The sequence below is a fragment of the Massilia sp. 9096 genome, from assembly GCF_000745265.1.
Lineage (GTDB): Bacteria > Pseudomonadota > Gammaproteobacteria > Burkholderiales > Burkholderiaceae_D > Telluria.
The window spans coordinates 228861-247275 of record NZ_JQNN01000001.1 but is presented as its reverse complement, the minus strand read 5'-3'; the positions used below and the strand labels follow the sequence as shown (position 1 = coordinate 247275).

The window sequence follows — 18415 nt, the reverse complement described above, 5'->3', positions numbered from 1 at the left end:
ATTATTTTCCCCCGGCCAGCAGGCGCGGTTCGTCGACGCCGCTCACCTGGTTCAGGCGCATGTAGGTACGCGGACCGGCGACGCCATCCGCCTTCAGGTTCTGGCCGGCCTGGAAGGCGCGCAGCAGGCGCCGGGTCGGTTCGTCGAGCGGCTGGGCGCTTGCAGGCGCCGCGCTCTTGTTGATCTGCGCCAGGCGCGCGGCGATCCAGTCGACGTCCGGCCCGGTGTCGCCCGGTTTGACTTCATCGCGGAATGCGCGCGGCGCCTTCCACAGCGTGGTGAATTCGCCATCGAAGCGCGTGGCCAGCGCGCCCAGGCTGACCTTTTCGTGGCGCCCGCCGGCGGTGAGCGTGGCGCCATCGGCGTCGAGGTTCGACAACAGCGCGTAGCCGACCTTCTGGCCGTCGTGCAGCGCGACGATGGCCGGGCGGTCCAGCAGGCGCAGTTCGTACAGCCCGCCGCGGCCCTGGTAGCAGCGCAGGCCGAAGCGCGGCGCGCTCTGGCACGGCTCGCCGCCCGGCAGCGCCTGGCCCCACAGGCCGGCCAGCGCGCGCAGGGCGTCGTCCTGGCTGGCCAGCACCAGCGGCTGGGCCGGCGCAGGATCGGCAGCGGCAGCGGCGGCGGGCGGCGTGGCCGCAGGCTTGGCGCTCGCGTGCGCGGCCGGCTTGGCCAATGCCACGGTCCTGGCGTTGCCCGTTGCCGCAGCCGATGCCGGCGCCGCCTGCACGACACCCGAAGCGGCCGCCGGTCCACGCGGCGCTGCCTGCCAGGCCGCCGCGCTGATCGCCACCCCGGCGAGCACGCCGCCTGCGACCAGCGGCCAGCGCACTGGCGCGCGCGCGGGCGCGGCGTCGTCGGCGAACACTTCCTGGGCGGCGCGGCGCAGGATCCTGGGCGTGACCTGCGCGCTGTTTTCGGCGTAGGCGCCGAGCAGCGCGCGGTCGCACAGCAGATTGATCCGGCGCGGCACGCCGCCGGTCAGGCGGTGGATCAGCGGCGCCAGCGCGGCGGGAATCGGCGTGGCCGCATGCGCACCGGCCACCGCCAGGCGATGCCCGACGTAGGCCGCGGTTTCCTGCGCCGACAGCGCTCCCAGGTGGTAGCGCGCGATCACGCGCTGGGCCAGCTGTTCGAGTTCGGGCCGCGCCAGCATCGTGCGCAGCTCGGGCTGGCCGATCAGGATGATCTGCAGCAGCTTGCGCTCGCTGGTTTCCAGGTTGGTCAAAAGGCGCAGCTGTTCGAGCACCTCGGCCGAGAGATTTTGCGCCTCGTCGATCACCAGCACGTTGTTGTTGCCCTGGGCGTGGCTGGCCAGCAGGTAGGCGTTGATGGCGTCGACGTAGCCCTTGACCCCGATCCGCTCCCCGGCCGGCAAGTCGATGCGGAACTCGTCGCAGATCGTCTGCAGCAGCTCCAGGGCCGTCAGCTTCGGGTTGAAGATGTAGGCCAGGCGGCAGTTGGCGGGCACCTGCTCGATGAAGCAGCGGCACACGGTGGTCTTGCCGGCGCCGATCTCGCCGGTGAGCAGCACGAACCCGCCGCCGCTGCCGATCCCGTACAGCAGGTGGGCCAGCGCCTCGCGGTGCCGCTCGCTCATGAACAGGTAGCGCGGGTCCGGCGCGATCGAGAAAGGGGCCTGCTTTAGATTGAAATAGTCGACGTACATTCGTCTGCGATGAGTGGTCAGCGATCAGCGGTTGGCCTGCGGCAGCGGCTTGAACTTCGCACAGTATATTTTGCTTTTCGCATTGTAATAGGCGATCGTACTGCCGGGTGCCGATATCCGCAAAGGATAGGCGGATGCATCCGCCGCCGGATGGGCCAGGCCGGCCGACTTGCGGATCGCCTGTTCCAGTTCGTCGGGCGGGACGTCGGCCACCGCCGCCACGAACACCAGTTCGCTGGTGTCGTCGCTGACCATCACCTCGGACACCGGCGCGCCCCACAGCTGGGCGTCGTCGGTGCGAAACCAGTACGCGCCGCCGGCGTGCTTGTAGGGCGGGCCGAACGAGGTCTGCAGGTAGCGATAGAAATAGGCGTTGTCGAGCTGGTCGTGGCACAGCAGCGCCGCGCCGATGACGGGGCCGAAGGTCGACGGTGGTTTGCCGCTGGCGGTCTGGGCCGAGACGATGCCCGAGGTCGTCAGCATACCGGCCAGCGCGCCGGCCAGCATGGGGGCAAGCAGGAAGGCCCGCGCCGGCCTCACAACTTGGACAGCCAGGCCCGGTTGGCCGCGATCTGCGCCTTCACCCTGGCCGGCAGCGCCTCGTAGCAGCCGGGATGCTGCTTGAGCGAATGCTCGCGGACTTCCTTTTCCAGTCCGTTGACGATGAATACATAGACAGCCGCGCCTTCCGCATTCTTGCGCGTGCCCAGATAACGAATCACGATGTTTTTCCTCCGATGGACGTGCATTATGACACCCGCGCGCCCCTCGCGTCCCGCTGGCGGGCTCAGGACGGCGTGCTGCCGATCGCACGGAAGCTGTCGTCGTTGCGCTCCAGCCACATGCCCAGCAGCGCGCGATTGTCATGCTGCCAAGGGTGAAAGCGCGGCGACAGGTAGTCCAGGCCGGGCTTGAGCAGGTTCCACACCAGGCCGCGGCGTCCGAACCAGGTGCGCGCCGCACTGGCCCAGTTGGCGAGCTTGAAACGCTGGCCGTCGCGCGCCAGGTTGTAGTGGGTCTGGCGCATCGTGTCGAGCCAGAAGATCACGCTGACGTGCAGGTACCACAGCGCGCGCCTGGCGTAGCCGCCGCCGGCCGCCTGGTAGACGTCGAAGGCGACCGCCTTGTGCTCAGTCTCCTCGGCCGCGTGCCAGGACCACAGCGTGCGCATCTGCGGGTCGGCGCCGTCGAAGAACCCGGGATGGCGCAACACGAAGTCGGCCAGCATCGCCGTGTAGTGCTCGAGCGCGCAGGTGATCGCCAGGCGGTCCAGCACCGGCAGCCTGGCGATGCGGCCGACGCGCACCTTGACGGAGGGTTCGAGCGTGTAGTCGTAGCCCTGCCTGGCTAGCTGGTTGTTGTACTGCTGGTGCACGAAGCGGTGGCTGGCCTCCTGGCCGACGAAGTCCTTGACCTCGGCGCGCAGCGCGGCGTCCGGCAATGTCTCGAGCGGCACCGCGCGCACGCTGTCGATGAACATCTGCTCGCCGAGCGGAAAGCTCATCGACAAGGCGTTCATGAAGGCGGTGCGGTAGACGTCGCCGGCTAGCCAGTAGCGCTCGAAGCCTTTGGACAGGTCGACGTTGAGTTTGCGGACGGTGAGCGTGGACATGGTTCTCCTCGCGAGGATGTGAAAAGAAATATTTTCACTATACACCGGGCGGCGCCTGCGGTTTCGAGGCTTTACTCCAAATTACGCTGCGAATACTGCGGGCTTGCCCTTGTGCTAATGTATCGACGCAGAAATCTTCTCAAAAAAACCAAACCCTGATCAGGACCAAGCCGCCCATGAAGTCCCTCGCCCGCATCAAGTCCAGTATCGTCCCCGCCGCGCTGGCGCCGATCGCCCTGGCCCTGGCCGGCCTCGCGCACGCGCAGGACGCCGCCCAGCCGCAGTCCGCGCCCGCCCCGGCCGCGGCGGCGCCCGCCCCGCAATACCCTGCCCTGCCGTCCGAGACCCCGGCCGAATTCGTCGGCCCGACCGCCGACTTCAACTACGTCAAGCGCACCGTGATGATCCCGATGCGCGACGGCACCCGCCTGAACACCGTCATCGTGATCCCGAAGGGCGCGAAGCATGCCGGCATCCTGCTGACCCGCACGCCGTACGACGCCAGCGCCCAGGTCTCGCAGGCCAGCAGCTCGGACCTGGAGACCATCCTGACCGGCTACGACAACGCGGCCGACGTGATCACCGAGGAGCGCTACATCCGCGTGGTGCAGGACGTGCGCGGCAAGTACGGTTCCGAAGGCGACTACGTGATGAACCGCCCGCTGCACGGTCCGCTGAACCCGACCCCGGTCGACCACTCGACCGACACGTACGACACGATCGACTGGCTGGTCAAGAACATCCCCGAATCGAATGGCCGGGTCGGCATCATCGGCATCAGCTACGACGGCTTCCTGCCGCTGATGGCGCTGGTGAATCCGCACCCGGCGCTCAAGGTGGCGGTGCCGATGAACCCGATGGTCGACGGCTGGAAAGGCGACGACTGGTTCCACAACGGCGCCTTCAGGCAGATCAACATGTCGTATGTGATGGAACAGGTGGTCACGCGCGGTAACACCGCCAAGTGGTACACCTCGAACTACGACGACTACGACATGTACATGCGCGCCGGGTCGGCCGGCGAACTCGGACGCCAGCGCGGCCTGGAGCAAAGCGGCTTCTGGCGCAAGCTGACGGCGCACCCGAGCTACGACAGCTTCTGGCAGCAGCAGGCGATGGACAAGATCCTGGCCCGGCAGCCGGTGACGGTGCCGACGCTGCTGGTGCACAGCCTGTGGGACGCCGAAGACATCTACGGCGCGATCGCGGTCTACAAGGCGATCAAGCCGCATGACCAGAAGGGCCTGGTGCACCTGGCGATGGGGCCGTGGGTGCACGGCGGCGCGATCGAGAACGGCAGCACGCTGGGCACGCTGCGCTTCGGCAGCGACACGTCGCTGTACTGGCGCCAGGAAGTGCTCAAACCCTTCCTCGCGCGCTACCTGAAGGACGACACGTCGGCGCCGCAGATCGCCACCGTCACCGCGTTCGAGACCGGCACCAACAAATGGCGCCAGCTGTCGTCGTGGCCGAGCGGTTGCGCGGACGCGCGCGCATGCACGATCCAGCCAGTGGCGCTGCACCTGGCTGCGGGCGCCAAGGCTGTGCTGGGCGGCTCGGGCGACGATAAAGGCTTCGAGGAATACGTGTCCGATCCGTCGAAACCGGTGCCGTTCCGCCAGCGTCCGATCCCGCCTTACGGCTACGACGAAGCCAAGGGCCAGACCTGGCCGCGCTGGCTGGCCGACGACCAGCGCGAAGCCTCGGGCCGCACCGACGTCGCCACCTTCACGTCCGACGTGCTTACCGTACCTGTAAAAATCAGCGGCGAGCCGGTCGCCAACCTGGTCGCCTCGACCAGCGGGACGGATTCGGACTGGGTCGTCAAACTCATCGACGTCTACCCCGACCAGGTGGGCAGCCAGCCGGCGATGGGCGGCTACCAATTGATGGTGTCGGCCGACATCTTCCGCGGCCGCTACCGCGAAGGTCCGGACACGCCGAAGCCGCTGGCGGCCAACAAGGCGCTGTCCTACCGCTTCGGCATGCCGACCGCGAACCACGTGTTCCTGCCGGGCCACCGCATCATGGTGCAGGTGCAGTCGAGCTGGTTCCCGCTGTACGACCGCAATCCGCAGACGTACGTAGAGAACATCTTCTTCGCCAAGCCTGCCGATTACAAGAAGGCGACCCAGCGCGTGTATCACACCAGCTTCGTGGAGCTGCCGGTGGTGCAGGCGGCTTCGGCGTCCGCTTCGGCGTCGGCGGCGCGCTGAGCGCATGGCTGCGCTGCGCACCTGTCACGGCAGCTGCCATTGCGGCGCGGTGCGCTTCGCGGCCGACCTCGATCTCGGCCAAGGCACGATCCAGTGCAACTGCTCGCTGTGCACCAAGCAGCGCAGCTGGGTGGCGATCGTGCCCGCCTCGGCGTTTCGCCTGCTGGCGGGCGCGGAGTCGCTGTCGACGTACCGCTGCAATACGCGCACCGAGGCGCACCGGTTTTGCTCGGTGTGCGGCGTGCGTGTGTTTCACACGGGTGTGTCGCCGCGCTGGGGAGACTACGTCGCGGTGAGCATGGCCTGCCTGGATGACGTCCCGGCCGAGGAAGCGGCGGCAGCGCCGGTTACGCTGCTCGATGGCCGTAGCGGCGGCTGGGCGCCGCTGCCTGCCGATCCGCGCTGAGTTTCGGCGCCGATACTAGGCCTGGTCCTGCTGAAACTGCTTGCGCTGCATTTCGATCTCCTGCATGTAACCTTCGAACTCGGACGGCGTCTCGATGCGCCGCACGACCTGGTCGTTGCTGTCTTCCACGGTAAAAGTTCCGTCACGTTCCAATACACCCTGAATCACGGCGCGGACGCTCGCAAGCGACGCATCGCTGCCGGTCGTCGATAAAGCAGTCCAGGTGTCTTCGGCGACCGATACGTTATGTTCAAAAAAGTTCAGGCTGAAATTCATGCTCGTTCACCCTATCGAAGCCAATGTTGTGGCAACCATAGCACGAACAGGCTGCGCTCGTTGTCCCGCCACGGCTGTGCCGTAGCGGACAAATGAGACCGTCAGTACGCCGGTGCCTGCATTGCGGCTCACTGCGGTTTCCAGGCTGTCCGGAATCTCTATTTCGTTTCCCGGCATTTCCGTCCATACAGAGCACAATAGATATTGAACTTGCAACCGTGTAAGTTCTGAGTAATCATATATACATGTGTTTCAGAAATGTTTTTGAAACCCTCGCGCCATCAACGGTGCCGGTCAACAGGTTTTGACTACCCGATTGACCCGCGGGCGATCGCGCGTGACGAATGGCGGCGTGCCTCCCACCTCGACCATCCTGTCGAGAAGTTTCGAACGGAATATTATGTCCCAAGACCCGAAGCCCGTACCTCGCCGCCGTTTCCTGCGGCAGGTCTTCTCCATCGTTCCGGCGACAGCCGTCGGTGGCGCCGCCTCGACGGCAAGCTTGTCCGGCTGTGCGCCGGCCCATCAGGCCAGCCAGGCCGGCGCTCGTCAATACGAGCCTTCCTACTTCAACAAAGAGGAATGGGCCTTTGTGCTTAAAGCCGTCGACCTGCTCATTCCTTCCGACCAGTTCGGCGCGGGCGCGATCGAGACCGGCGTGCCCGAATTCATCGACCGGCAGATGCAAACCGAATATGGTTTCGGCAAACTATGGTACATGCAAGGTCCTTTCCACACGGACCAAGTCCCGGAACTCGGCTACCAGCTCAGCCTGGCGCCGCGCGATATCTACCGTCACGGCATCGCGGCCTGCGACGACTGGTGCCGCAAGCAGTATGGCAAGCCGTTTGCCGAACTCGACAAGGACAAGCGCGCCGAAGTGCTGAAAGGCATGGACAAGGCGACCATCAAGTTCGACACCTTGCCCGCCAAGACCTTCTTCAGCTTCCTGCTGACCAACACCAAGGAAGGTTACTTTGCCGATCCGATCTACGGCGGCAACCAGCACATGGCTGGCTGGAAAATGCTCGGTTTCCCCGGCGCACGCGCCGACTACGCCGACTGGGTGGAGCAACATGGCGCCAAGTATCCGTACGGCCCCGTTTCGATTTCCGGAGCAAAAGGCTGAACATGGCGATCAAAAAAGAAAAAGTCGACGTCGTTACCGTCGGCTTCGGCTGGACCGGCGCCATCCTGGCGCAGGAACTCACCGAACAGGGCCTGCACGTGCTGGCGCTGGAACGCGGCGGACCGCGCGACACCGACCGCGACACGCCCTACCCGAAGGCAGTCGACGAACTCAAGTACGGCGTGCGCGGCGCCCTCTACCAGGATCTGTCGCGCGAGACCGTGACGGTCCGCCACGGCATCAACGACGTGGCCGTTCCCTACCGCCAGCACGGATCTTTTCTTCTGGGTAATAGCGTCGGCGGCGCCGGCTTCCACTGGAACGGCATGATCTACCGCAACCTGCCGGAAGAGCTGGAACTGCGCAGCCACTACGAGCACCGCTACGGCAAGAACTTCATCCCGAAGGAGATGACGATCCAGGACCACGGCGTGACCTATGCCGAACTGGAACCGTTCTATACCACCGTCGAGCAGATGATGGGCGCGTCCGGCAAGGCCGGCAACATCAACGGCAAGATCGTTGACGGCGGCAATCCGCTCGAAGGCGCGCGCAGCGCCGAGTTTCCGCTGCCGCCGCTGCCCTACAACTACGGCGCGACGATGGTCGCGAAGGCGATGCGCGACGTCGGCTTCCACCCCTTTCCCGCGCCGGCGGCCAACGCGTCCCAGCCCTACACGAACCAGTATGGCGTGCGTCTCGGCCCTTGCAACTTCTGCGGCTTCTGCGAGGATTTTGGCTGCTACATGTATGCCAAGGCATCGCCGCAGACGACGATCCTGCCGGTACTGACGAAAAAGCCGAACTTCGAGCTGCGCACCCACGCGACGGTCATCAAGGTCAACCTCGATGCCTCCGGCAAGCGCGCCACCGGCGTGACCTACATCGACGCCCAGGGACGCGAGGTGGAACAGCCGGCGGACCTGGTGCTGCTGACCGCGTTCCAGATGCATAACGTGCGCCTGTTGCTGCTGTCCGGTATCGGCAAGCCCTACGATCCGGTCAGCGGCGAAGGCGTCGTCGGCAAGAACCTGGCGTACCAGTTCCAGGGTGCGATGAACGTCCTGCTGCCGAAGGGCACGGAACTGAATCCCTTCATCGGCTCGGGCGCCGGCGGCGTCGCCATGGACGACCTGAACGGCGACCAGTTCGACCATGGCCCGCTCGGCTTCCTCGGCGGTGCGAGCGTACGTCACATCCGTACCGGCGGCCGCCCCATCAAGCAAGCGCCCACCCCGCCCGGCAGCGCGACCTGGGGCACCGAATGGAAGGCCGCCATCCAGGACACCTACCAGCGCTACCTGACCGTCGCCCTGTCCGGCACCGTCATGGCCTACCGCGACGCCTACCTGTCGCTCGACCCGACCTACCGTGACAGCAACGGCCAGCCGCTGCTGCGCATGACCTTCAACTGGCACGAGAACGAATTCAACATGATGGAGCACGTCAGCGGCAAGATGGAAGCCGTCGGCCACGCGATGAACGCCGAAAACGTGTTCAAGTCGGTGCTCAAGCGCGGCAAGCTGTACGACACCCGTCCCTACCAATCGACCCACCTCACCGGTGGCGCGATCATGGGCACGAACCCGAGCAACAGTGTGGTCAACCGTTACCTGCAGAGCTGGGACGTGCCCAACCTGTTCGTCTACGGCGCCTGCGCCTTCCCGCAGAACATGGGCTACAACCCGACCGGCCTGCTCGCCGCCCTGGCCTACTGGTCGGCGAAAGCCATCCGCGAGCAGTATCTGAAAAACCCGGGTCCGCTGGTGCAGGCATGACGAACATGAATCCGATGAAACGAATCGCAATGACCGCCGCGGCGCTGGCACTCGTATTCGGGGCAAGCGCCAGCCGCGCCGCCGATGTCGCCGCCGGCGCCGACCCGCAACTCGTCCAGCGCGGCGCCTACCTGGCGCGCGCCGGCGACTGCATCGCCTGTCACACGACCGCCGGCGGCAAGCCGTTCGCGGGCGGTCTGGCGCTGGCCACGCCGATCGGCACGGTCTACTCGAGCAACATCACGCCGGACAAGGCGCACGGCATCGGCGATTACACGCTGGCCGATTTCGACCAGGCCCTGCGCCATGGCGTGCGCAAGGACGGCGTCTCGCTGTACCCGGCGATGCCCTACCCGTCCTATGCAAAATTGCAGCCGGCCGACGTGCAGGCGCTGTACGCCTATTTCATGCACGGCGTCGCGGCCCAGCCGACACCCAACCGCGCCGTGGGCATCCCGTGGCCGCTGTCGATGCGCTGGCCGCTGCGCGTCTGGCGCGCCAAGTTCGCGCCGGCGGTGGCGCCAAGCGCGCCGCAACCGGCCGCCGCCGACCAGGTCGCACGCGGCCGTTACCTGGTCGAAGGTCTCGGCCACTGCGGTGCCTGCCATACGCCGCGCGGCGTGACGCTGCAGGAAAAATCGCTCACCGATTCGAGCAGCGACTTCCTGGCCGGCGCTATCGTCGACGGATACCTCGCCAACAACCTGCGCGGCGACGTGCGCGATGGCCTCGGCGCCTGGTCGGAGCAGGACATCGTGCAGTTCCTCAAGAGTGGCCGCAACGGCCACTCGGCGGCCTTCGGCGGCATGGCCGACGTGGTGGCAAACAGCACCCAGCACCTGAGCGACGCCGACCTCCATGCGATCGCGAGCTACCTGAAGACGCTCAAGCCCGTGCAGGCCGGGCAAACCGCGCCGGCCTACAGCAACGCCACCTACCAGGCACTCCGCACGGGCGCCGACAAAAGCGAAGGCGCGCTCGACTTCCTGAATAATTGCGCAGCCTGCCATCGCACCAGCGGCAAGGGTTACAAGGAAACCTTCCCCACGCTGGCGCTCAGCCCGACCGTCAATGCGAACGACCCGAGTTCGTTGATCAGCATCGTCCTGCAAGGCGGCGCAATGCCGGGCACGACGACGGCGCCGACGGAATTCGCCATGCCCGCGTTCGGAGCGCGGCTGTCGGACGCGGAGGTGGCCAGCGTACTCACTTTCGTGCGCGGCAGTTGGGGAAACCACGCGCCCGCGGTGACCGCATCGATGGTGGCGAAGATCCGCAAGGCGCTGCCGAAGAAGACGGCAGACGGCGCCACGCCTGAGCCGCAGCGCTAAGCTTCCGGCTGCAAGCAAAGGTGCAGCAGCTTCGGCCGGCGCCGCCGGTACGCCGCCAGGGCTGCTGCACGCCATCCGGCGTCAGCCGATGGCGGACATCGGCCACCGGACACGTCACTTCCGGTTGCGAGTCATGTCTCGCCCGCTATTTCACATTCCCATCATCCCGATTCCGTTTTTTCGAAGCCCGTAATTTCACCACCAGCAGCACCGCCATCCCGATCACGAACAGCAACTGAATCCAGGCATAGATCTCGTTCGACATCGCCAGCTGGCCGGCCAGTGCGCTGCCGATGAAACAAAGGCCGAGCCCGATTTCCACGCGGTCCTTGCGCCGCACGCCAATCAGCGCCAGTCCGAGACCACCCACCACCATCAACAACCTGGGTACATCCAGCATGCACGACTCCAATCCAATGAACGAAAGCGGCGCCAGCCATTAAGAAAGCCGGCGCGCCGGCGCCAGTGTATGGATAGGGTCGACCGGAAAGCAAGGAAGGAAAGCACGCCTCAACGATGACTTCGTAAATTACGAAGTTAATCTTCCAAAAACTTCGCTTTTTCCGATCCCCGCTCTGCCCTATCCTACCGTCATAGAAATGCGGCCATTCGACCGCATCGCATTTTGACGGAGTCCAATCATGAAACGCGTCCTTCTTTTCCTCGCCACCAACCTGGCCATCATGCTCGTGCTGAGCGTGTCGGCCAGCCTGCTGGGGGTGAACCATTACCTCACCGCACGCGGCCTGCACCTGGGCATGCTGCTCGCCTTCGCCGGCCTGATGGGCTTCGGCGGCGCCTTCATTTCGCTGTGGCTGTCCAAGCCGATCGCCAAATGGACCACCGGCGCGCGCGTAATCGAGCAGCCGGCCAACGCGACCGAAGCCTGGCTGATGCACACCGTGGCTGCGCAGGCCCGGCGCGCCGGCATCGCGATGCCGGAAGTCGCGATCTACGAAGGCGCGCCGAACGCCTTCGCGACCGGCGCCACGAAAAATTCGTCGCTGGTCGCGGTGTCGACCGGCCTGCTGCAATCGATGACGCACGATGAAGTCGAAGCGGTGCTGGCGCACGAAGTCTCGCACGTGGCCAACGGCGACATGGTGACCCTGACACTGATCCAGGGCGTGGTGAACACTTTCGTGATCTTCCTGGCGCGCGTGGTGGCCTATTTCGTCGACCAGTTCCTGCGCCGCGACGAGAACGAGTCCGCCGGTCCCGGCCTGGCCTACGGCATCACGGCGCTGGTCTGCGAGCTGCTGTTCGGCGTCCTGGCCAGCATCATCGTCATGTACTTCTCGCGCCGCCGCGAGTTCCGCGCCGACCGCGGCGCCGCCCAGCTGCTCGGCACGGCGCGTCCGATGATCGCCGCGCTGCGCCGCCTGGACGGCCTGGCGCATGCTGCGAATGGCCCTGAAAGCCTGCCGAAGAACATGACGGCGGCCGGCATCGCGGGCGGCGGCGTGGCCTCGCTGTTTGCCAGCCACCCGTCGACCGAGGAACGCATCGCCGCCCTGCAAGCAGCGTGACCCGGCGCTGCGTGGCTGCGGCTAGAATGGCCGCATGCCACGCACATCGACCAAAAAACTTCCCCTCTTCCCCGGCCGGCGCACGGCCCGCGGCGCCGTCCTGGCGGTCCTGTTGTCCAATCAGGATCAGGCCGGGGCCGAACCGCTGCGCGGCCGCATCACGCTGGCCGCGATCGTCCGCGCCCTCAAGCGCAAGTACCACTGGCCGATAGAGACCGCCAGCTTCCCATCGAATGCCGCCGACGGCCGCGCCACCTGGGCGACGGTCTACAGCCTTGCGCCCGAGGTGATCGAGGCCGCGCTCAAGGCCGGCGGGCGCGATTGGCTGGGCGGCGCCGACGACACCGGGGAATGAACGCGGCGCGGTTCAGTGGAAATGCGGCAGGTTCGCGTCCGTCATCCCGAAGCGCATCTCGAAGCACACGTCGGGCAAGTCGGACCGGATGCCGTCCGGCTTGGGGTAGCGCTTGAGCGCCCGATCGGCCACCGTACGCACGCTTTTGATGAAGGCCTTTCCGGCGGCGCGGTCGTCCTGCTCCCACAGCCGGTCGCCGTTGAACACGCCGTACAACGCGTGGGTTTCGGTGCCGTTCAGGGTCAGGTCGACCCGCGGCACGGCCGGCTTGAACGTGATCAGCACTTTGCCGTCCGTGGACCACTGGCTGGCCTGAACCGGATACAGGACTTCGGCGGCGATGGTGGCCATGACGCCGACCTCGTAGGCGCAGATGCCGATGCGCTCGTCCGACCAGGTCTTCACGTCAGCCAGGAACTTGTCGGGATCGTTGGCGGCGTCCCCGGTCGGCACGCACCCGCCGTAATTGAGCTTGACGCGGCTGGCCCACCACAGCGCCGAGGCGACGTCGGACCGCTCCGGCGCGGCGAAACCGGCGGCCAGGCGGTAGCCGGCCTCCTCCTGCCCATTCTTGTAGGCTTGCGTGTAGAAGTTGATCGCGCGGTCCCAGCTGGGCTTCAGGCACACGCCGTTTTCGTACAGGCTGCCGGCCAGCAGCTGCATTTCCGGATAGTGCGCCGCCAGGCCCCGGTTGAGGGCCGCCACCGCGCCCTTGCAGTCGCCGTTGTCGATGTCCTTGCGCACCTCCGTGGTCAAAGAGCTAATGATCCAGCAAGCTTACCCCCGCCGTCCGTTGCCGTCCATATATCGTTAATGGTTTGCAACAAGCTGCCCACCACCCGCGTCCAGATCGCGCACCGATGCTGTGACACAGATTACGTCGCGCCGACATTGGGGGACTGCGCTGGGCGGTCCTCCGACCGTGCAAAGAATTCAAGCAGGCTGTCCGGCGCACGTGCCCCGAAGCAGGCGTCGAACACCTCGACGGCGCCCTCGGCCGCGGCGGTGGCGCGTGGGCACAGCGCGGCTTCATATTCGCTCAGCGCGGCTTCGAGCTTGCCCGGGTGCGCGGCGATTGCCTGCGCCAGCGCGGCGCCGTCGAGCATCGCCAGGTTGGCGCCGTCGCCGGACGGCGGCATCAGGTGGGCCGCATCGCCGAGCAGCGTCACGCCCGGCACGCGCGGCCAGCGGTGTCCGATCGGCAGCGCATGGATGGGGCGCGGGACCAGGCTGCTGTCGCTGTCGGTGATGAACGCGCGCAGCGGCGGCGCCCAGTCCGCAAATTCGGCGTCAAGCTGCGCGCGGGCCGACACCGCATCGCCGAAATCGATGGCGTCGAACCACGCGAGCGGCCGGTTCAGCGCCAGGTAGGCATGCAGCACGCCGTCCGGCTCGCGGTGCGCGAAGATGCCCTGCCCGGGCGCCATCGCGAACAGCGCGCCGCCGCCGGCCGCCTGCGCGCTGGCGGCATGGCGGCGCTCGACGTCGAACATCCAGGTCTCGATGAAGCCCGTGCCGGCGTAGACCGGCTGCGCATCCGACACCAGCGGGCGCACCTTCGACCAGGCGCCGTCGGCGCCCACCAGCAGGTCCACCATCGCGTGCGTGCCGTCGGAAAAGACCAGCGCATGGCGGCCGTCGTCCAGCGGGGTCGCGCTCGCGAGCTTGCGCCCCCATTGGATCGCGCCGCGCGGCAGCGATTCGAGCAGGATGCGGCGCAGCTCGCCGCGCAGCACCTCGGGCCGCCCACCCTTGCCGTCGTCCGGCTGGTCGAACAACAGGGTGCCGTGGCGGTCGAGCACGCGCGTGGCCTGGCCGCCGGCGTGGACGATGGCGCGGAATTCGTCGAGCAGACCGGCCGCCGCCAGCGCGCGCTGGCCGTCGTATTCGTGGATGTCGAGCATCCCGCCCTGCGCACGCGCCTGCGCGGACGCCTCCGCTTCGTAGATGGTGGCGGCGATGCCGTTGACGAGCAGTACGCGCGCCAGCATCAGACCGCCCAGTCCCGCGCCGATGATCGCGATCGATGGTGCCATGGTTTCTCCTTGATGACCTCAATGGAACAGCGTTCCATTCATATTGAAACAGCTTCTCATCCGTGTCAAGATGGGCCATGGTCACCAACACACGCCGTACCCAACGGGGAGAATCGTCGCTTTCGCGCGATCGCATCATCGATACCGCCATCGCGCTGCTGGACGAGAGCGGCGAAGCCGGCCTGACCTTCCGCGCCCTGGCGGAACGGCTGTCCACCGGCGCCGGAGCGATCTACTGGCACGTCGCCGACAAGGACGACCTGGTCGGCGCCGCCTGCGACGCCATCGTGGCCGCGACGCTGGCCGAGGCGCGCGCGGGCGCGCCCGCGCGCGCGGCGATCCGCGCGATCGGCCTGGGGCTGTTCGATGCGCTCGACCTTCACCCCTGGATCGGCGCGGCGCTGATGCGCAGTCCCGGCAAGATGCCGATGGTGCGCATCATGGAAGGCATCGGGCGCCAGGTGCAGGCGCTCGGCGTGCCGCCCGATGCGCTGTGGACCGGGGCCTCCACGCTGCTGCATTACGTACTCGGCGTGGCCGGCCAGAACGCGGCCAACGCGCAGTTCGCGCGCACGCACGCGCTGGTGCGCGAGGATTTCCTGGCCGAGGTGGCCGGACAATGGTCGGCGCTCGATGCGCACGCCTTTCCCTTCACGCGCGCCGCCGCCGCACGCCTGGCGCAACACGACGACCGCGCCGATTTCCTGGCCGGGATCGACCTGATCGTGGCCGGCATCGCCGCCGCGCGGCCGGTTTGAACGGTCTTTGCCCGGGCCGGCCCATGAACGACAAGCAGCGCGTTGCGTGTGCATCCAGGGTCGTGCCACGTACCGATGCTGCACGGGCGCGGCAACCACTAGAGCGCGGCTCTACGATACCAGTTGAAATACCAATCCACGGTGTCGTATTGCACGCAACCTCGAGAGACTCCGTCACAAAACTGTCATCTTCCTACCCGCCATCAATACCAGTTAAATACCTGTTGACAACCCTACACCGCGCTCCTATAGTGCCCTGACCTTCCAGGCACAAGGGCACGCATGCGCATTTCATCCATCGATTATCTCGTCGGCGTCGACGGCGGCGGCACCGGCACGCGCGTGCGTCTCGCGCGCGCGGACGCGCAAGGCCAGGTTCAGGAGTTGGCCACGGCCGCCAGCGGCCCGTCCGGCCTCGGCCTCGGTATCGCGCCGGCCTGGGCCGCGGTGCGGGACGGCGTCGCCAAGGCGTTCGGCGCGGCCGGCGTCGAACCGCCGCCGCCGGCGCGCATCGCCATCGGCCTCGGCCTGGCGGGCGTGCACAACAAGGCATGGGCGCGCGAATTCGCCGCCGCCGATCCCGGCTACGGCGCGCTGCGGCTGGAGTCCGACGGCTTCACCACGCTGATGGGTGCGCACGGCGGCCGGCCGGGCGCGATCGTCGCGATCGGCACCGGCAGCGTCGGCGAGGTCTGGCGGCCGGACGGCTCGCGCCACGAAGTCAGCGGCTGGGGCTTCCCGGCCGGCGACGAAGCCAGCGGCGGCTGGATCGGCCTGCGCGCCATCGGCCTGGCGCAAAAAGTGCTGGACGGGCGCGCCGCCCCGGGCCCGTTCGCCCACGCCGTGATCCAAGCCTGCGGCGGCAACCGCGACGCGATCCAGGTCTGGCTCGGCCGCGCCACCCAGACCGATTACGCCACCCTGGCGCCGCTCGCGCTGCACCATGCGATTGACCCGGCCGCACGCGCCATCCTGCAGGCGGCCGGCGAGGAAATCGGCGCCGTCGCGCACGCGCTCGACCCCACCGGGACGCTGCCGCTGGCGCTGTGCGGCGGCCTCGGCGGGGCGCTGCGAGACTGGCTGCCGCCGGCCCTGGCCGCGCGCGCGCGCGCGCCCGAAGGCGACTCGGCTGCCGGCGCCCTGAAGATGATATGGCTTGAACTGGACAAGGATCCGCAATGAAAGGCAACATCCTCACCCCGGACGGCTGGATCCACGGCCGATTGCAGTGCGTGCCGGGCGAACCGGACACCATCGCCGCCATCGAAGGCGATGCTGCGGACCCCGCGTCCAACGGCGACGACTACATCCTGCCCGGCTTCATCGACCTGCACGTGCACGGCGGCGGCGGGCGCGACATGATGGAAGGCGGCGACGCCGCGCACGTGATCGCACGCCTGCACGCGCGCCACGGCACCACCAGCCTGCTGGCCACCACGATGACCGCGCCGCTGGAAGACATCGACCGCGCGCTGGCCGCGGTCGGCACCGCCTGCCGCGAACGCGGCCGCAACGAGGCGCGCATCCTCGGCGTGCACCTGGAAGGCCCGTACATCAACCCGGGCAAGCTGGGCGCCCAGCCGCCGTTCGCGCGCGAAGCCCGTTTCGACGAAGTCAAACGCTTCGACGCCCAGGCCCCGCTGCGCCTGGTGACGGTGGCGCCGGAGATGGACGGCCACCTGCAGCTGGTGCGCCGGATGGCGGACGCCGGCATGCGCGTGCAGATCGGCCACACCACCGGCTCGTACGAAGACGGCGTCGCCGCGCTCGAACACGGCGCGCACGGCTTCACCCACCTGTTCAACGCCATGCCCGGCCTGCATCACCGCAATCCCGGCATGGTCGGCGCCGCGCTCGCGCATGCGCAATACGCCGAGATCATCCCGGACCTGCTGCACGTGCACCCGGGCGCGATCAGGACCGCGCTGCGCTGCATCCCGCACCTGTATTGCGTGACCGATTCGACCGCCGCCGCCGGCATGCCGGATGGCGAGTACATGCTGGGCCGCCAGGTGGTGCACAAGTGCATGGGCGGCGTGCGCCTCGGCGACGGCACCCTGGCCGGCAGTACGCTGACCATGGACCAGGCGCTGCGCAACCTGGTGGCGATCGGCCTGGACCTGGCGGACGCCTCGCGCCGGGTGTCGACCAACGCCGCCGACTATCTCGGCGAAACGCGGCGCGGGCGCCTGGCCCCGGGCTGCTTCGCCGACTTCGTGGTCCTGGACCGCAACCTCAATCTCAAAGCCGTCACGATCGAAGGAGAAGCCGTTGAACTCGATGATGCTTGAAGAAGCCTTGTCCGCCGCCGATTGCGTCGCCGGACAGCTCGCCGACGACACCGGGCGTTACGCCCAGCTCGGCGCCACGCTGCGCTCGACCAGCTTCCACAACGCCGTGACGGTCGCGCGCGGCAGCTCGGACCACGCCTGCGGCTACCTGGCCTACCTGATCATGGCGCGCCTGGGCCGCCTGGTGACCTCGCTGCCGATGTCGCTGGTGACCTTGTACAAGGCGCCGCTGGCCAGCGAGGGCCTGCTGGCGATCTCGGTCTCGCAATCGGGCCAGAGCCCGGACGTGGTCGAGCCGATCCGTTACTTCCGCGAGGGCGGCGCCACCACGGTCGCACTGGTCAACGAGATCGATTCGCCGCTGGCGCAGGCCGCCGAATGGGCCATGCCGCTACGCGCCGGCAAGGAGAAAAGCGTGGCCGCCACCAAGAGCTTCATCACCAGTCTCACCGCCGGCGCGCGCCTGGTCGCCGAATGGCAGGACGACGACGCATTGCGCGATGGCCTGGCGCGTCTTCCCGACGCGCTGCGCGCCGCCACCCAGGTGGACTGGTCGGCCGCCATCGACGTGCTGGCCCCGGCGCGCAACATCATGGTGGTCGGACGCGGCATCGGTTTTCCGATCGCGCTGGAGGCGGCGCTGAAGTTCAAGGAGACCTCGGCGCTGCAGGCGGAAGCCTTTTCCGGCGCCGAGATCAAGCACGGACCGATGGCGCTGATCGAGGACGGCTACCCGCTGCTGGTGTTCGCCACGCGCGGCCCGGCCCAGGCGGCCCAGGTTGCGCTGGCCGAGGAGATGCGCGGACGCGGCGCGCGCGTGCTGCTGGCGGCGCCCGCCGACGTGGCGGGACGCGACCTCGAACTGCCGGTGGCGGACAACCCCGATCTCGACCCGATCGTGGCGATCCAGACCTTTTATGTGATGGCTGCTAAACTGGCCCAGGCGCGCGGCTTGAATCCGGACCAGCCGCGCCACCTGAGCAAGGTCACCAAGACCAACTGAGCCCACTGAGCCACTGAGCCAACCGAGCC

The 18415-nt window shown here is 67.4% G+C and carries 19 protein-coding genes; 11 read left to right on the top strand and 8 right to left on the bottom strand.

Annotated features, from left to right (window positions below; translation table 11 throughout):
* Position 1: 1 nt before the first annotated feature.
* The 4 genes from FA90_RS01125 to FA90_RS01110 form a co-directional block, all read right to left on the bottom strand.
* The gene (locus FA90_RS01125) at positions 2-1666 is read right to left on the bottom strand and encodes an ExeA family protein (protein ID WP_036165014.1); all 1665 of its coding nucleotides are present in this window, start codon (positions 1664-1666) and stop codon (positions 2-4) included.
* Positions 1667-1690: 24 nt separating this feature from the next.
* Positions 1691-2173 carry a hypothetical protein gene (locus FA90_RS01120; protein WP_197065222.1) on the bottom strand — a complete coding sequence of 161 codons (483 nt, stop codon included), beginning with the start codon at positions 2171-2173 and terminating at the stop codon, positions 1691-1693.
* 29 nt (positions 2174-2202) lie between these two features.
* Entirely contained in the window at positions 2203-2388 is a 186-nt protein-coding gene (locus FA90_RS01115) for a hypothetical protein (RefSeq protein WP_036165008.1), read from the bottom strand.
* Between the two features lie 65 nt (positions 2389-2453).
* Entirely contained in the window at positions 2454-3278 is an 825-nt protein-coding gene (locus FA90_RS01110) for a metal-dependent hydrolase (protein ID WP_036165004.1), read from the bottom strand.
* A gap of 176 nt (positions 3279-3454) precedes the next feature.
* On the opposite strand from FA90_RS01110, the gene FA90_RS01105 reads away from it, so the two are divergent.
* Both FA90_RS01105 and FA90_RS01100 read left to right on the top strand, forming a co-directional pair.
* Positions 3455-5494: a CocE/NonD family hydrolase gene (locus FA90_RS01105; protein WP_081933555.1), complete on the top strand. Its 2040-nt coding sequence runs from the start codon at positions 3455-3457 to the stop codon at positions 5492-5494.
* Between the two features lie 4 nt (positions 5495-5498).
* Positions 5499-5900 carry a GFA family protein gene (locus FA90_RS01100; RefSeq protein WP_036165001.1) on the top strand — a complete coding sequence of 134 codons (402 nt, stop codon included), beginning with the start codon at positions 5499-5501 and terminating at the stop codon, positions 5898-5900.
* Positions 5901-5915: 15 nt separating this feature from the next.
* Here FA90_RS01100 and FA90_RS01095 read toward each other — a convergent pair whose 3' ends face one another.
* Positions 5916-6176 carry a hypothetical protein gene (locus FA90_RS01095; protein ID WP_036164998.1) on the bottom strand — a complete coding sequence of 87 codons (261 nt, stop codon included), beginning with the start codon at positions 6174-6176 and terminating at the stop codon, positions 5916-5918.
* Between the two features lie 400 nt (positions 6177-6576).
* Between FA90_RS01095 and FA90_RS01090 the strand changes: the two genes are divergently transcribed.
* From FA90_RS01090 to FA90_RS01080, 3 genes are read left to right on the top strand one after another with little or no spacing between them, the layout of a single operon-like run.
* Positions 6577-7305: a gluconate 2-dehydrogenase subunit 3 family protein gene (locus tag FA90_RS01090; RefSeq protein WP_036164995.1), complete on the top strand. Its 729-nt coding sequence runs from the start codon at positions 6577-6579 to the stop codon at positions 7303-7305.
* 2 nt (positions 7306-7307) lie between these two features.
* Positions 7308-9083: a GMC family oxidoreductase gene (locus FA90_RS01085; RefSeq protein WP_036164992.1), complete on the top strand. Its 1776-nt coding sequence runs from the start codon at positions 7308-7310 to the stop codon at positions 9081-9083.
* Between the two features lie 14 nt (positions 9084-9097).
* The gene (locus FA90_RS01080; protein WP_156116531.1) at positions 9098-10414 is read left to right on the top strand and encodes a cytochrome c; all 1317 of its coding nucleotides are present in this window, start codon (positions 9098-9100) and stop codon (positions 10412-10414) included.
* A gap of 145 nt (positions 10415-10559) precedes the next feature.
* Here the strand turns inward: FA90_RS01080 and FA90_RS01075 are convergent, their stop codons facing one another.
* Positions 10560-10814, bottom strand: coding sequence for a hypothetical protein (locus FA90_RS01075; protein WP_036164986.1), 255 nt, complete (start codon positions 10812-10814; stop codon positions 10560-10562).
* 241 nt (positions 10815-11055) lie between these two features.
* On the opposite strand from FA90_RS01075, the gene htpX reads away from it, so the two are divergent.
* Both htpX and FA90_RS01065 read left to right on the top strand, forming a co-directional pair.
* On the top strand, positions 11056-11943 hold the full coding sequence (gene htpX, locus FA90_RS01070) for a protease HtpX (RefSeq protein WP_036164983.1): 888 nt from the start codon (positions 11056-11058) through the stop codon (positions 11941-11943).
* 112 nt (positions 11944-12055) lie between these two features.
* Positions 12056-12298, top strand: a complete 243-nt coding sequence (locus tag FA90_RS01065) for a hypothetical protein (protein ID WP_239700470.1) — start codon at positions 12056-12058, stop codon at positions 12296-12298.
* Positions 12299-12310: 12 nt separating this feature from the next.
* Here FA90_RS01065 and FA90_RS01060 read toward each other — a convergent pair whose 3' ends face one another.
* Positions 12311-13054 (bottom strand): hypothetical protein, encoded by a 744-nt coding sequence (locus tag FA90_RS01060; RefSeq protein WP_036164978.1) that lies wholly within the window; start codon positions 13052-13054, stop codon positions 12311-12313.
* Positions 13055-13173: 119 nt separating this feature from the next.
* Positions 13174-14334, bottom strand: coding sequence for an NAD(P)/FAD-dependent oxidoreductase (locus FA90_RS01055; protein ID WP_036164975.1), 1161 nt, complete (start codon positions 14332-14334; stop codon positions 13174-13176).
* Positions 14335-14411: 77 nt separating this feature from the next.
* Here FA90_RS01055 and FA90_RS01050 point away from each other — a divergent pair, with 77 nt between their 5' ends.
* From FA90_RS01050 to FA90_RS01035, 4 genes are all read left to right on the top strand, one after another.
* A complete protein-coding gene (locus FA90_RS01050) occupies positions 14412-15092 on the top strand; it encodes a TetR/AcrR family transcriptional regulator (protein WP_036164972.1) in 681 nt (226 codons plus the stop codon).
* A gap of 282 nt (positions 15093-15374) precedes the next feature.
* Complete coding sequence (locus tag FA90_RS01045) at positions 15375-16274, top strand: BadF/BadG/BcrA/BcrD ATPase family protein (RefSeq protein ID WP_036164969.1); 900 nt, start codon at positions 15375-15377, stop codon at positions 16272-16274.
* Positions 16271-17383: an N-acetylglucosamine-6-phosphate deacetylase gene (gene nagA, locus FA90_RS01040; protein ID WP_036164966.1), complete on the top strand. Its 1113-nt coding sequence runs from the start codon at positions 16271-16273 to the stop codon at positions 17381-17383. Before FA90_RS01045 ends, nagA begins: the two co-directional genes overlap by 4 nt.
* Positions 17373-18386 (top strand): SIS domain-containing protein, encoded by a 1014-nt coding sequence (locus tag FA90_RS01035; RefSeq protein ID WP_036164962.1) that lies wholly within the window; start codon positions 17373-17375, stop codon positions 18384-18386. Before nagA ends, FA90_RS01035 begins: the two co-directional genes overlap by 11 nt.
* Positions 18387-18415 lie beyond the last annotated feature (29 nt).

Excerpts from the sequence above, each read along its gene's own strand:
- FA90_RS01085 (WP_036164992.1), top strand. The coding sequence starts at position 7,308 with ATGGCGATCAAAAAAGAAAAAGTCGACGTCGTTACCGTCGGCTTCGGC.
- FA90_RS01125 (WP_036165014.1), bottom strand. The coding sequence starts at position 1,666 with ATGTACGTCGACTATTTCAATCTAAAGCAGGCCCCTTTCTCGATCGCG.
- FA90_RS01055 (WP_036164975.1), bottom strand. The coding sequence starts at position 14,334 with ATGGCACCATCGATCGCGATCATCGGCGCGGGACTGGGCGGTCTGATG.
- FA90_RS01080 (WP_156116531.1), top strand. The coding sequence starts at position 9,098 with ATGAAACGAATCGCAATGACCGCCGCGGCGCTGGCACTCGTATTCGGG.
- FA90_RS01090 (WP_036164995.1), top strand. The coding sequence starts at position 6,577 with ATGTCCCAAGACCCGAAGCCCGTACCTCGCCGCCGTTTCCTGCGGCAG.
- htpX (WP_036164983.1), top strand. The coding sequence starts at position 11,056 with ATGAAACGCGTCCTTCTTTTCCTCGCCACCAACCTGGCCATCATGCTC.
- FA90_RS01050 (WP_036164972.1), top strand. The coding sequence starts at position 14,412 with ATGGTCACCAACACACGCCGTACCCAACGGGGAGAATCGTCGCTTTCG.
- FA90_RS01095 (WP_036164998.1), bottom strand. The coding sequence starts at position 6,176 with ATGAATTTCAGCCTGAACTTTTTTGAACATAACGTATCGGTCGCCGAA.
- FA90_RS01110 (WP_036165004.1), bottom strand. The coding sequence starts at position 3,278 with ATGTCCACGCTCACCGTCCGCAAACTCAACGTCGACCTGTCCAAAGGC.
- FA90_RS01075 (WP_036164986.1), bottom strand. The coding sequence starts at position 10,814 with ATGCTGGATGTACCCAGGTTGTTGATGGTGGTGGGTGGTCTCGGACTG.
- FA90_RS01045 (WP_036164969.1), top strand. The coding sequence starts at position 15,375 with ATGCGCATTTCATCCATCGATTATCTCGTCGGCGTCGACGGCGGCGGC.
- nagA (WP_036164966.1), top strand. The coding sequence starts at position 16,271 with ATGAAAGGCAACATCCTCACCCCGGACGGCTGGATCCACGGCCGATTG.
- FA90_RS01100 (WP_036165001.1), top strand. The coding sequence starts at position 5,499 with ATGGCTGCGCTGCGCACCTGTCACGGCAGCTGCCATTGCGGCGCGGTG.
- FA90_RS01120 (WP_197065222.1), bottom strand. The coding sequence starts at position 2,173 with ATGCTGGCCGGCGCGCTGGCCGGTATGCTGACGACCTCGGGCATCGTC.
- FA90_RS01105 (WP_081933555.1), top strand. The coding sequence starts at position 3,455 with ATGAAGTCCCTCGCCCGCATCAAGTCCAGTATCGTCCCCGCCGCGCTG.
- FA90_RS01035 (WP_036164962.1), top strand. The coding sequence starts at position 17,373 with ATGATGCTTGAAGAAGCCTTGTCCGCCGCCGATTGCGTCGCCGGACAG.